General features: G+C 68.6%; 12 protein-coding genes. 3 read left to right on the forward strand and 9 right to left on the reverse strand.

Features of this window, described 5'->3' with window-relative positions; translation table 11 throughout:
* Positions 1 to 140 precede the first annotated feature (140 nt).
* From ACFPZ3_RS06015 to ACFPZ3_RS06045, 7 genes are read right to left on the reverse strand one after another with little or no spacing between them, the layout of a single operon-like run.
* Positions 141 to 830, reverse strand: coding sequence for a hypothetical protein (locus ACFPZ3_RS06015; RefSeq protein WP_379512934.1), 690 nt, complete (start codon positions 828 to 830; stop codon positions 141 to 143).
* Between the two features lie 5 nt (positions 831 to 835).
* On the reverse strand, positions 836 to 1,543 hold the full coding sequence (locus ACFPZ3_RS06020; RefSeq protein WP_379512935.1) for a vWA domain-containing protein: 708 nt from the start codon (positions 1,541 to 1,543) through the stop codon (positions 836 to 838).
* Positions 1,540 to 2,502, reverse strand: a complete 963-nt coding sequence (locus tag ACFPZ3_RS06025) for a protein kinase domain-containing protein (protein WP_379512936.1) — start codon at positions 2,500 to 2,502, stop codon at positions 1,540 to 1,542. The genes ACFPZ3_RS06020 and ACFPZ3_RS06025 overlap by 4 nt, the downstream gene beginning before the upstream one ends.
* Positions 2,499 to 3,515, reverse strand: coding sequence for a hypothetical protein (locus ACFPZ3_RS06030; RefSeq protein WP_379512937.1), 1,017 nt, complete (start codon positions 3,513 to 3,515; stop codon positions 2,499 to 2,501). Before ACFPZ3_RS06030 ends, ACFPZ3_RS06025 begins: the two co-directional genes overlap by 4 nt.
* Positions 3,512 to 4,456, reverse strand: coding sequence for a hypothetical protein (locus ACFPZ3_RS06035; protein WP_379512938.1), 945 nt, complete (start codon positions 4,454 to 4,456; stop codon positions 3,512 to 3,514). Before ACFPZ3_RS06035 ends, ACFPZ3_RS06030 begins: the two co-directional genes overlap by 4 nt.
* A gap of 1 nt (position 4,457) precedes the next feature.
* A complete protein-coding gene (locus tag ACFPZ3_RS06040) occupies positions 4,458 to 6,674 on the reverse strand; it encodes a hypothetical protein (RefSeq protein ID WP_379512939.1) in 2,217 nt (738 codons plus the stop codon).
* Between the two features lie 13 nt (positions 6,675 to 6,687).
* Positions 6,688 to 7,851 carry an AfsR/SARP family transcriptional regulator gene (locus ACFPZ3_RS06045; protein ID WP_379512940.1) on the reverse strand — a complete coding sequence of 388 codons (1,164 nt, stop codon included), beginning with the start codon at positions 7,849 to 7,851 and terminating at the stop codon, positions 6,688 to 6,690.
* A gap of 145 nt (positions 7,852 to 7,996) precedes the next feature.
* Between ACFPZ3_RS06045 and ACFPZ3_RS06050 the strand changes: the two genes are divergently transcribed.
* Positions 7,997 to 8,212: a DUF397 domain-containing protein gene (locus ACFPZ3_RS06050; RefSeq protein ID WP_379512941.1), complete on the forward strand. Its 216-nt coding sequence runs from the start codon at positions 7,997 to 7,999 to the stop codon at positions 8,210 to 8,212.
* Positions 8,213 to 8,353: 141 nt separating this feature from the next.
* Here ACFPZ3_RS06050 and ACFPZ3_RS06055 read toward each other — a convergent pair whose 3' ends face one another.
* Positions 8,354 to 9,235 carry a helix-turn-helix domain-containing protein gene (locus tag ACFPZ3_RS06055; protein ID WP_379512942.1) on the reverse strand — a complete coding sequence of 294 codons (882 nt, stop codon included), beginning with the start codon at positions 9,233 to 9,235 and terminating at the stop codon, positions 8,354 to 8,356.
* A 570-nt stretch (positions 9,236 to 9,805) separates the two neighbouring features.
* Between ACFPZ3_RS06055 and ACFPZ3_RS06060 the strand changes: the two genes are divergently transcribed.
* Positions 9,806 to 9,985, forward strand: coding sequence for a hypothetical protein (locus ACFPZ3_RS06060; protein ID WP_379512943.1), 180 nt, complete (start codon positions 9,806 to 9,808; stop codon positions 9,983 to 9,985).
* Between the two features lie 1,075 nt (positions 9,986 to 11,060).
* Here the strand turns inward: ACFPZ3_RS06060 and ACFPZ3_RS06065 are convergent.
* On the reverse strand, positions 11,061 to 11,381 hold the full coding sequence (locus ACFPZ3_RS06065) for a hypothetical protein (protein WP_379512944.1): 321 nt from the start codon (positions 11,379 to 11,381) through the stop codon (positions 11,061 to 11,063).
* Between the two features lie 262 nt (positions 11,382 to 11,643).
* On the opposite strand from ACFPZ3_RS06065, the gene ACFPZ3_RS06070 reads away from it, so the two are divergent.
* The gene (locus ACFPZ3_RS06070) at positions 11,644 to 11,868 is read left to right on the forward strand and encodes a hypothetical protein (protein ID WP_379512945.1); all 225 of its coding nucleotides are present in this window, start codon (positions 11,644 to 11,646) and stop codon (positions 11,866 to 11,868) included.
* Positions 11,869 to 12,161: the final 293 nt, after the last annotated feature.

A 12,161-nucleotide genomic window follows, 5' to 3' on the forward strand; every position in this document is an offset into this window, starting at 1 on the left:
CGCCGACGCCCTGCGGGCTGGCGTACGGGCTCGCCTTGAGCCCCGGCGCGGCCTGCCCCACGTACACCGGCGCCCTCAGGCACCCGCCCGTGGTACCGGTTGCCTTCTACCTTCACTTGCCGCGGCATCAGCCCCACCTCTCAGGGAAAGCGTGGAGACGTGGCGACGAGGAACTCCCGTAGGATCTCGTGGCCGTCCACGCTGACCACCACCTCATCCCCTCGTATCTCATACAGGTAGGCGCCGTTGCGAGCCAGCAAGCCCGCCGCGGTCTCCTGCGCGGGCATGAGCAGCCCCGTGCCGTCCTGGCCGATGTACTGGCCGTAGTAGTACAGCTCTCCGGTCGCGGTGCGGCAGATGACGATGTGCTTGTCGCCCGCGTCGTAGGCGGCCACCAGCTCGGCGCTGTCGTCCGGGATGAGCAGAGCCACCCGGTCTGGGCAGGCGACGGCCTGGACGGCCGGCGTCGTGACGATAGGAGAGTTGGATTGTGGTGCGCTCGCCGGTGCCCGTGCCCTGGCGCCGGCAAGCAGCGCGAGCAGCAGGACGAGGGTGCAGAGAAGGGCCACGGTGAGTACGGCGATCATGCACCCGGTGAAGCCGCTGGAGGAGGACGAGCGGTAGGCAGGCGGCGGCATCGGGGGTGGCAGGGGCAGCGGACGCATCACCGGCCGGGGCGGCGGAGGTATCACCGGCCGGGGTGGTGGGGCGAAGAACAGGGCCGGTGGGGGGTCCGCGGCGGTGCGGCGTGCGGTGTCGCAGCACTGGCACGAGGTGTCGGCGGTCGCGTTCCACACGTCGCACAGTGAGCACCGCCAGGTCGTCGTCACACCGTTCACAGGCTGTTGGCGATCGTGTCGATGATCTCGTCCAGCTCCAGCTCCGCAAGTCCCTGTCCGGCGACGGAGGGGAAGTGCAGGGTCATGTTCCACTCCTCGGTGATCTCGGTCCACGGGTAGGCGTCTGGCGCGAAGAGGACCAGCCGCTTGGCCGCGTTCTCCATGACAGCCGTCTGGCTCCTCGCGTACCCCCACTGCTCGAAAAGTCCGTCCAGGTCGCGCGGGATGCCCCGCGGGTACGTGTGGGCGGTGACGGCCTGCGGTGCGTGCAGCGGGTGGGCGGGGGCGTCGGTGAACATCACGATGACGTGGCGCCGCCGATCCAGCCCGCGTTCCCAGTCGGCGTTGATGGCCAGGACGAGCGCCTCCAGCCCGGATTCCGGCATGTCGCCCCCGCCCGACGCGCGCAGTTCGCGGACACACCGATCGAAGTCGGCCGCCCGCTCCGGGACCACCAGGAATTCGGTCTCCTCGATCGCGTCTTCGGCGAAGTCGCTGAAGTCCCTGAACGCGATCACCTTGAGCCGCAGCTGGCTGATCTCCTTGCCCTTGCCGCTCATTACGAGGTTGAGCCGCTCGTGAAAGGTGAGGGCGCTCTTCTTGACCGTGTCCAGCACCGGGGCCATGCTCTCGGTCACGTCGACGCAGAGCACGATGTCCACCGCGTACCGCAGGTTGCCCCGATACTCGTGGTCGCTCGTCATGGCTGTCTCTCCTTAGTTGGCCTGCTCATCCGCACTCGTGATCCCGGCGACGTCAGGAAGGGGGCGCGCACCTCGCACGTCTCCGGGTCCCGCAACACCGCCAGGAACGTTCCGGTGCCAGGACGGACGTCGGGCGCCCCTGCCGTCATGGCCGCGAGGAGCCCCCGCATCGGGGCGCTCAGCCGCTCGTCGATGCGCAGCTCGGCGCCGTCGTTGAGGGCGTCGGCGGGCGAGGCGTACCGGTCACCGAACCCCGGCAGCGCACCCGTCAGATAGTGGTGCGCCATCAGCCCGAGCGAGAAGACGTCGGCCCGGGTCGTCAGCCACTCGGGTCGCACGTCCGCGTCGCCGCGCACATACCGACGCCACTCGGGAGCCCCGTACACCAGGTCGCCCGCGATGTCCTCCCGGTCGGGCGGGCGGCCGGACACGTAGGCGTCATCGAAGTCGATGAGCTTGGCGGTGTGGTACGCGCCCGCCCCGCTCCGCCCGACCAGCACGTTGCCCGGCTTCAGGTCGCCGTGCACGACGCCGATGCCGTGCAGGAGCCCGACGCTGAGCCCAAGCGTCCGCAGCAGCACGGCCTTCTGCAGCGGTGTGAGCGTGCGCGGCGGTGGCGTGCGGGTGGCGTGGATCCGCTCGGTGATTTTGTAGTACGTGGTGCCGTCGTGGAAGAAGTCGAGGGTGAGCACCAGGTTGCCGCCGCCGACAGCGTCCGGCCGCAGGAGCCCCATGATGGTCCGGTGCCGTCGTTCGAACTCCGCGCACGCCTCCAGCCGTAGCCGCACGCTCCTGGCGCTCGCCGTGGAGCCCTCTTTCGGGCGTTTGGGATCCAGGAACCGCTTGATGAAGTAGTCGCGCCCGTGCCGCTGCGCGAAGGCCCACATGCAGCGTCCGCCGCCGCTGTTGGTCGGCTCGCTGACGATGCGGTACCCCCTGATGACGTCACCCGCCCTCATAGCGGCTCCGCCGGCGGCGGCATGAGCCGTTCGTAGTCCGGCCGGTACTCGTCCCAGGTGCGCGTTCGCCACCGCCCGGCGGCCTCCTCCTCCGCCGGCCGGTCACCTGCCCCGTAACGCGCCTCGACCTGTTCGGCCCGCTGGGCGAAGCCCGACCGGAGCTGGTCGAAGTCCGCGTAACCCAGGGCCACGAGGCTGAGCGAGGCGTCGTCGCCCGTGTAGCCCGACACGTGTCGCGCCAGCCGCTCGGCCCAGTCGCGCGTGTCCCGCGACTCCTGCATGGTCCGCAGCAGGTGGCACTCGAAGTGCGCGGGCGTGTCCACGTACCCGTGGAAGCCGTCCGTGGCGCAGACGAGGACGCTCGGCAGCGGCAGGAGCAGTACCTGCGCGTCGATCGTGAACTCCTGGCCGGCGCAGATCACGTTTGTCATCGGCGGATCGCATACAAGTTGCTCCAGGCCGTCAGTTTCATCGGTGTGGTCCCTGGTCAGCGCCTGCAGCCCCTGGTCAGGGCTCAGGGCGTAGGCCCGGGAGTCGCCCGCCCACAGGACGCGGCACTCCGCCTGGTCGCCGGTGAGCCGGTAGTGTACGGCGGCCATGGTCGTCGGGAGCCACCTGCGCATGCTGCTGACGATCTTGCTGGGACGCGGCGGCGGAGCGGCTCCCAGCACCTCCACCAGCCGCGTACGCAATGACTCCTGGGCGCATCCGCCCAGGAACCACGACGCGACACCGAGCCTGGCCAGCCGGGCGCCCACCCAGGCCCCGCTGCGCGTCGTGCCGTCGCTCAGCTCGCACGCCGCCCCCGCGCCCGAACCGCCCAGCCCGTCGAACACGCCGAGGATCCCTTCAGCCGCCGGTACGCGGTGCGCGAACAGCGGCTCGGCATCCTCGCCGCCTCCGCGTGAGCGCTCCGTCCACACTCCGAGCGCCAGAACGTCGTCGCCGTCGTACCACCAGACCGTCCCCTCGCCCGGACCGGCGAGCACGCCTTCGACCAGCACAGCTGTCATTCGTCCGCGTCCTCGGCCCGCGTCTGCGGCAGCCCCCGGACCCGGCTGGGGGCCCGGCTGGGAACCCGCTCCGCGTCGGCCGCAAGCGAGCCGCGCAGGCGGCTGGAGCGGATCCCGCCGAACGGCGCGGCTGACTCGCCGGTGAGCCGGTCCCGCAAAGCCCGCTCGGCCTGCAGGAACTCCCACGACTCGCGCTCTTCGCTAGAGCCCTCCACCATCTTGTTCCACGCGGCGAGCAACTCGCCGCGCTCCTCCCGCTCCGCGCCCGCGATGATGTCGTACGCGGCCCGCGGGCCCTCGCGCTCCATGATCTCGGCGACCAGCCCCTCCGCGCCGTCCTTGCGCAGCATGCGCAAATGGCGCTCCCTGCGCATCTCGATGAGACGGGTCTCGCGCTCGATCTCCCGGTATCTGCGCCCGCTCGCCAGCACCTCGTCGCTGTCCACGACCAGCTCGACGGTGATGTTGCGCAGCCGGATCGCGGCGTCGCCGGTGAAGACGCGGACCGACTCGCTCAGCGCGTCCTCGGCCAGGTGCAGCTCGCCGATGTCGTAGTTGCGCGAGACCTGGCGGAGCATGCGCTGCAGAGGCAGGTACAGGGCGGCGCTGACGTCCCCGATGCCGCGCGCCACGATCTCGGCGGGGTTCGCGACCCGGCAGTTCAGCCGGACCAGGCTCGGGAAGCCGAAGGCCGGGTCCTGGCTGAGCAGCGGTATCTGCAGGACGAGCCGGTGCTCGGTGGTGTCCACCAGGCAGGCGTGCCGGTAGGTGCCGTACCAGGCGTCCGGGATGGCCTCGCCGTTCCTTATCGTCAGCAGGTCGCCCTTGCGCGGCGCCAGCACCAGCGCCGATCCCGGCGCGGGCGGGCGCAGGGGCATGCGCGGCAGGACGAGAGGCAGGCTCCAGCTCTTCGCGATCGGGTTGTAGGTGTACTCCTCCACGTCAGGTCCTTCCGTTGCCGTATGAGTGGATGTATGCGGGACGGGCAAGGTCGGCGAGCACGCGGGCAGCGGGATGGTCCGGACGGCCGGCCGCGCGGGCCCATGCGCCGAGGTGGTGACGCAGCCGCTCGCGGTGCCGCTCCGAGCGGCCGGCCACGGCGAGCACGAGGCGTCGAGCGTCGCGGTAGGCCAGGTCGTCGCGGTCCGCGTGCTCATCCAGATAGTCGCGCAGCGTTTCGAGTGCCTGGTCCTGGGCGGGCTTGCGGTCCAGAGCTCGGGCCCAGAGCTCGGTGAGCGAGGGCCAGTGCCGCTCGGCCCCGGCCAGCAGCAGCGGCACGCCGGACGTACTCGCGCTCTCAGCAGGAAGGGCCGCGAGGAAGGCGAAGGCCGAGAGTGCCTTCGCCACAAACTCCGCGGACGCTCGCGGCTCCGACCAGGCCAGCAGCCCCGCCAGCACCTCACCGTCGCACCCGCCCTCGACCAGGTGGAACAGGGCGCTGCCGACCGGCAGGAGCGTGCCCCAGTCGTCCTCGCGGTCCAGCAGCACGCGCAGCGCCTTGACCGCGCGTTCCGGCTGCGCCACGCCCAGGCTGCCGCCGAGCGTCGCGGCCGCCGTCACGCCGCGCCGGCGCTGCTCGGCCGTGTCCGCCTCCGTGACCCACGTCTCCAGCAGCACCCACACGGCCTCGGTGAGGTGGGGATGCCCGCCCGCCACGTCGAGCGCCGTCGCCGCGCTCTGCCGTACCACGAGCGACGGGTTCTCGGCCCACGACTTGAGGTAGCGGTGCAGGGCGTGCGAGTAGTCGCTCCAGGCGATGACGCCGGCGGCCACGGACACACGCGCTCGGACATCGACGTCGGCATGCGTGACGAGCTGGCGCATCCACCTGACCAGCGCCGAACGCTGCCCGTCCAGGTAAGTCCAGGCGAAGCCGAGCACCGCCTGCCGTACCAGCGGATTGTCGTACCGCACGCGCGGCGCCACGTCGCCGGGCGTCTCGCCGGAGCCGAGCGCGAGCCGCACCCACGGGTGCTCCGTCGCGATGTGCTCACGGAAGCGCAGGTCGAAAGGTGCTTCCACGGGCAGCTCCAGCCGCTCGTAGAGCGCCGCGGCGGCGTCCGACACCGTGAGGTAGGTGGCGCCGTCCAGCACCGCCGCCGCCAGCGCGAAGCTCACGGTCTCCGACGTCCGGTGCCGCGTGAACCACTCGTGGACGCGCCCGGTCGGGTCCCGCAGCTCCTGGACGCACGCCGTCAGGTCCGCGCCCTCGCGGATCGAGTCGCCCAGACGCAGGGCCGTGCGCGGGCGATGGTCCTCGCGCAGCAGCTCCAGCGCCCCCGCCTCGCCGAGCCGGCGGCGCAGCTCCGCCGACTCCTCGGGCGTGGGGGCGCGGCCGTGGACCCGCCGCTCGATGAGTCGTACCGCGTCCAGCGGGCCGAGGTCGGTCAGCACCTGCGCGGAACCACCTTCGGCCTGTACCAGCGCACCCCTGGGCGGCCCGGTCACCAGCACCAGGTAGCTCCCGTGCTCGTGCAGGCAGGCCGTCATGTCCTCGATCCACTGCTCGTCGATCAGGGACGGGTCCAGTCCCGTGGGAACGCCGTCATGGACGAGGTAGCCGCCGTCGCGCTCCGGCTTCCAGCTCATCTCGCGCAGCTCCGAGGCGTTGCGCACCTCGTAATAGGCGCCGCCCGGCTGATCCCGTAGCACCGTGGCCAGCAGATTCCAGCTCGTGGCCTTCCTGCCGCCGGGTGGCAAAGCCAGGATCAGCAGCCGGTGCTCGGCGAGGATTCGTTGCGCCTCGCCGAAGCGCGGCACCGGCACGTAGTCTTCCGTCCAGCGGGCCAGCTGCGGCGGCCGGACCTTCGTCGTCGGCCGCCCCGCGCGCCGCTCCTCGCCGCCGATGCTGAACCCGCCGCCGAAGTCGACCTTCTCGTTGAACAGGGCCAGCGTGCCGATCCGCATGCCGCGCGAGTCGTCGTTGAGCCGCTCCATGACGCGGGCCGAGATGGCGGCCGCCTGCGCGGCCTCAGCCCGCTCCGCCTCGTCCTCGCCTTTGCCCCGAAGTGCCTGCAGCGCGTCCTGCTCACTGAGCGGCCCGCCATCGTCCTTGTCCTTGTCCTTGTCTTTGTCCTGCTCGGGCTGTGGGGGCGGCTCCGCGCCCGCCGCCTCCGGGCTCTCCTTCTTGACGGGAGGCTCGTCAGTCTGCTGGCTCATCCGGTCACCGTCCCTACGAGATGTTGAAGTCGCCCGAGAAGTGCACGGGCGCGTGGTAGACGCTGGCGTTCTTGATCAGCTCGGCGGAGATCGACGGCCCGCCAGCCTTCGCCCGCGATGCCTGCTCCACCAGCAGCCGGGCGTCCTTCAGGAAGCTCTGGTCCCGGTCGAGGCAGGCCTCCAGCACGCGTCCGAGCGCCGCGACGGCCGCCATGTCGGCGGGGTCGGTCTCGACCCGCGCGAGCGTGCGCTGCGCGTCCGCGTCGCCGGCGAAGTGAATGCGGACCAGTTCCAGCATCTCGACGGGCTGGCTCATCCAGGACTCCCCTCTGACGGCCTCGGTGACAAGGCGGACGGCGTCTTTTCCGATTTCGGCTGATGACCGCATGGGGGCTCCAGGAGGATTGACTTCGTAGGAATGAGCGGGCGGGGCGAGAGCGGGGTCCTGTCGCAGGATTCGCTGCTGTAGCTTCTGGACGGGAGCGGCGGGATCGTTCCCGAATTCGTCCAGCAGCGTGCGGCGGAGGTCGTCGTACGCGGCGAGCGCGTCGGAGGAGCGGCCCGCCCGGTGCAGCGTCAGCATCAGCAGCCGCGTCACGTCCTCGTCCAGCGGCCACGCCTCGGCGAGGTCCTGGAGTTCGGGCACGAGTTGTGTGTGCCGTCCGAGCCGCAGCTCGGCCTCCAGACATTGCAGGAGCGCTGCCCGATGCTCTCCCAGCAGCCGAGTCCGCGCGCCGGCCGCTCCCGGGCCGGGCAGCCCATTGAGTGGCTCGCCCGGCAGCAGCCCGCCGCCCCACTGCCGCAGAGCCTTGCGCAGCAGGTGCGCGGCCTGCGTGTCATCCGCACCCAGCAGCAGCCGCGCTTCCGCGACGAGGTCGTGGAAGCAGTGCACGTCCACCTGCTCCCTGCCGACTTTCGCCACATAACCGACCTCGTACGGCGGCAGCAGCGGCTGCCCCAGCCGCTGACGCAAGCCGCTGGCGTACTGCGCGAGGACCCGGCGGGCGCTTTTGATCGGGTCGTCGCCCCAGATCTTGTCGATGAGCTGCTCGATGGTGACCGGCCGGCCTTCGGCGAGCAGCAGCAGGGCCAGCATCAGACGCTGCTGCCGATCCCCCAGTTGAACGGGCTGGTTCCCTTCGCGCGCCTGCATGCCATTCAGCAGGTGAAACTGCATGGCCACTTCCCTCCACATTTAGGGAATTCCTATGACGGGCCTATGACCGGCCTCCGTCCACTCGCTGACCCGACCTCATAACGCGCCATTCGATTCTTTATCCGGCGGGACGCACAAGGGCTTCCCGAAGACAAAGGAGAAAGAAATGAACGAGGCCAAGGGCAATAAGTCGCTGGGCGCCGCGTGGTACAAGGCCACCTTCAGCGACCACGGTGGCGGTTGCGTCGAGGTGGCGATCGACCGTAATTGGGTCGCCGTACGTGACTCCAAGGACCCGAGCGGGCCTGTGCTCCGCTTCAGCGCCCCGGAGTGGAACGCCTTCCTCTCCGGCGTGTATGCCGGCGAATTCGACCTGGCCTGATTCCAGGTTTATCTGACCTAGAAAAGGGTGCTCCTAGGAGAGGCGCCGCGGCCCGCGGACCGCGGCGCCTCCCCGGTCTCGGGGCGGGCCCCCGTCGGGCGCGCCCCCAGGCCGGTCAGACGTCCATGGCGGGTTATCGGCTCATCGGGCCATGGCACGAATGTCGGTGCCCAGCCGCGTGAGAAACTCCCGCGCCGCATCGCCGTAAAGAGCCATCTCGCCGAGCAGCGACCATTGCCGCCGGTACGTCGCCACGTCCTCGGCGGCGCGCACGATCAACCTCATATGTGTGACCTCTACTTCCACGAAACTGTCTTCCGTGCTGCTGTCACTTTCGTAGAGCGTGAACCCGTGCGGGGGGCACACCGCAGATTCCGCGTCTTGGGGAATCACCCCGACCATGATGTTCTCCAGCGTGCTCAGTGTCGCGACGCGGTCGAGCTGCGCCAGCAGCAGCCGCACCGGTCCCGGCCGGCACCGCAGCGCCGCCTCCGTGACGATGAACTCGAACCTCCTGCTCTCGTCGTACAGCGCGAGCTGACGTTGCAGCCGCGCCGCGACGACCATGGGCAGGTCGCCCTCCGAGTAGGGCGGGTCGAACAGTGAGAAGACGCGGCGGGCGTACTCGGCGGTCTGCAGCAGGCCCGGAACGATCGCCGGCTGGAAGACCCGGAGCAGTTGCGCCTGGTCCTCCTGCTCACGAATGTCGTCCTGCAGGTGCATCTGACGCTGTAGGGCCGCGCGCCAGGTGTGCATCTCGGTGAACGCGGCCTCCGTCAGGTCGGCGAGCAGTTCCTGGGCCTGAGGCGGCGCCTCCACCGCGTCGCCCCAGGCCGTGACCTCGGGCAGTGAGGGGATCACGCTGCCGGACTCGATCCGGGAGACCTTGGACTGGCTGATGCCGATGCGGTGGGCGAGGTCTCGCCCCGATATGCCGGCGAGGTCGCGCAGGCGCCGGAGCTCTGTCGCCAGTCGCTGCCGCCTGGTGCGATGCCTCCCCACTTCAGCCGCGAGGTCGTCCATGGGCCCCCGATCCGGCGGAGCCGGTTCATATGGTTGAGTCGATCTGATTCATTGCTATTCGTGACGTCGTTGCACTCAACCATGACCGGGCCATGCGGGTCAAGGGTCCTATAACGCCTCGGTATAGGACTGAGTATGACCTTCCGGAGAAAGGGTGATTCATTCGGATTCACACCTTTTCGGGCATCGGTGAGGCTTGTGGGGTTACTTGGGGGGCTTGTGCGGCTTGTTGTATGAGATGAGAAGGGCTGGACGGGCTCGAGCATGCGTCAGTTACGCTCCGCTCGTCCACCGTTCCCGAACGTATCCGGATGGACCCGGATAGATGAGCGGCCGTTCGGGTCTCGTCCGATCTCATCCGGATTTATACGTCGCGTACGAACAGTGACGAGTCCACTCCGAAGCGTGGCCATGCTGTGTCGAGCCGCCCTTCGGCAAGAGCAAGCGCGGAACCGCGTTGACGGGCGAGGAGGCTGATCGACTCTTCGCCGCGGCGCAGAACCATCTGTTGGGCGTGCTGTGGCTGGTCTTGACCCGGAGATGGACCGCTGGCGGGGATGGCTCGCCGTGGTGAGAGCGAAGACGGAGGGGTCGGACGCCACGTTGGCGATCCCGCGGGCGGTGGTAACCCTGTTACGGCAGCACAAGGCACAGCACGCCGCCGAGCAGTTGGCGGCGACGATGCGGGCTGACCCGGGCCTGGTCTTCACGACCTCGGTGGGTACATCCATCGAGCCCAACCGGGCCTAGAGCGCGCTCTGCGACGAGGTGAGCATCACGCGGCCGGACGGCAGGCGGGTGCGGATTCACGACCGCCCCTAGAAACGACCCAGGGAGTCCCTTGCGATCAAGGGGCTCCCTGGTCAAACTATGCGCGGCCGAGGAGTCGAACCCGTAACCTTCTGATCCGTAGGGAACGGCAATCGCCTTGTCATGAGCGTCTTGCCATGCCCAGACGGTAGATACGGGGCGGTAGGGCGCGAGCAGGTAAGGCGGCGTTGCTGTATCGGCTGCTGTACATCACCCGTCCGATCGATCCCTCTCGTAACCCGGTGTCAAGCGGACCCAGGACCGCACGCCGCTGCCCGGTCCAGGGTTCGCAGACGGGGAACAGGCGCGAGATCCAGGGTCGGAGTGATGTCCAGCACGTGCCCAGACACGGCGGCCAAGTCTTTTCAGGTCCCGGCGAGCAGTTTGAACAGCGCCGTGTCGGTGCTGTCTATAGGCTCTTGAGCACTCCAAGTGGCGGGAGAGGTGCATGGAACGTTGCGATCGGTGCGACTTGATCGTCAGTGAGGGCTGTGCATGCGCCTTGCCGGGGGCTGATGCGCCACGCCGTACGCCGAGCGCCGCCAGCCCGATCCGCTGGGCGAAGTTCGCGCCGGACACCATCCTGATTTCCTCTAGAAGGATGGCTCACCTGCCGGGCGCGTGTGATCACATGAGCGAGTCAGATGTGGTCGCTCCGGCCTGGGGGTGGGTCCGTGGGCCGGCACCCGACGTTTGGGATCGCATCAGCAACAGCAGCCCTGTTCAGGCCACCGAGGGGAATCTTCGTCTGGCGGCCGTCGCCAGATGTACAACTTGCTCGAACAACCTCGGATAAGTCGGCGTCGGCCGTGTGATCAGGCTGGCAGCGGTCTGGCACTCCCTGCGAAGTTAGTCACGAAGCTGCCCCATGGCCAGGCTCGTACGGATCAACCCATCGGCGGGGAGGGCTCGTATGGCCTTCTGGCCGGTGGCGTGGGCGACGCCGAAGTGTTCGCAAGGTTTCAACATTGTCCTAACAAACCAACAGCCTTGTTCCTGGTCTTCAGGACCGTTGTTAGCGCGCGGCCGCGGGGCCGAGGTCACGTCCGTCGAGGACCTCAATGTTAGTGATGGCCGTCGCGCCAGGGTCCAAGCTCAGCCAGATGACGTCCTCACCATCACGCTCCAGCTGCACCATCCAGGAACCCGATGAACCCGGTGGGGCGGTCAAGAGATTGGTACAGGTAGCACTACACATGCACACGCCATGAAACGGCAGGTCCTCGACCGAGTCCGCCAGGGGATCGCCCTCGTTCCCGGCACGAAGCAGAGCGACGATGTCAGCGGCGAGATCGGGAAACACGTTCCCCAGGCGCGGGTGCTGACCGGCAGTCATGATCCGCACGTTACACAAAGGCAGCGCATCATCCCATTCGCGCTTCCTCGGCCAAACCACCTCGTGTCCACCCGCTATCCAGAGACACGGGCTGACTTCCACATTGAGTGCCTGATTGCAATCGGGAGCCAGACACGACGTAGAGGCTTCCACTCCCTGCTCAAGCGGTAGTTGAAGACTGGTCGCATGTGATTGGGTGAGGCAGCGTTGCTGTATCCGGCTGCTGTACAGCACCACGCTCGAACGCCAGCACCGTCTGACGATGCGCTGGCCGAACCCACCGCCTCAACCGCACGGTTCGGTCTCTCGCCGCTTCGAGCTACCGCAGACCCGATGCCACCTCAATGTGCCGAACGACGAGCAGGAGATCCCCCGAGTGCAGACGTTGCTCGAGCTCGCTTACTCGGGCGCCGAGGAGGTCGCGCTGCGCTTCCGTGAAGACGGCGCCGGAGTCCAGGCACTCGCTGACGCATTTGCTGATCTCTAGGAGAACTGGGTCTGCGGAGGGCAGCAGGCGAGGAAAGCGTTGGCGGCGCCAAAACCGTAGTGCGTGCAGCGCGGCTTTCCGGGGATTGCCGTACCAGTACCAGCGAGCCTGAAGGTTTGGATTTGGTTCCTCTGCGGCCGCGTCCAGGGAGGTGGTGTTTGAGAAGGTCACCCGTAATCGGTGACTATTAGGAAGCAATCGCCTCAATGGTCACTTTAGCATCGTTTGTCTTGTTTTCGGAATTGGGTGAATCGGTGTCCTTGCGGCACTCGGCGAGGACTTCCAGCCCCATG

The sequence above is a fragment of the Nonomuraea insulae genome (assembly GCF_042656245.1).

Coding starts and splice junctions, on each gene's coding strand:
- ACFPZ3_RS06020 (WP_379512935.1), bottom strand. CDS start 1,543: ATGACGAGCGACCACGAGTATCGGGGCAACCTGCGGTACGCGGTGGAC.
- ACFPZ3_RS06025 (WP_379512936.1), bottom strand. CDS start 2,502: ATGAGGGCGGGTGACGTCATCAGGGGGTACCGCATCGTCAGCGAGCCG.
- ACFPZ3_RS06030 (WP_379512937.1), bottom strand. CDS start 3,515: ATGACAGCTGTGCTGGTCGAAGGCGTGCTCGCCGGTCCGGGCGAGGGG.
- ACFPZ3_RS06040 (WP_379512939.1), bottom strand. CDS start 6,674: ATGAGCCAGCAGACTGACGAGCCTCCCGTCAAGAAGGAGAGCCCGGAG.
- ACFPZ3_RS06045 (WP_379512940.1), bottom strand. CDS start 7,851: ATGCAGTTTCACCTGCTGAATGGCATGCAGGCGCGCGAAGGGAACCAG.
- ACFPZ3_RS06050 (WP_379512941.1), top strand. CDS start 7,997: ATGAACGAGGCCAAGGGCAATAAGTCGCTGGGCGCCGCGTGGTACAAG.
- ACFPZ3_RS06055 (WP_379512942.1), bottom strand. CDS start 9,235: ATGGACGACCTCGCGGCTGAAGTGGGGAGGCATCGCACCAGGCGGCAG.
- ACFPZ3_RS06065 (WP_379512944.1), bottom strand. CDS start 11,381: ATGACTGCCGGTCAGCACCCGCGCCTGGGGAACGTGTTTCCCGATCTC.
- ACFPZ3_RS06070 (WP_379512945.1), top strand. CDS start 11,644: ATGCGCTGGCCGAACCCACCGCCTCAACCGCACGGTTCGGTCTCTCGC.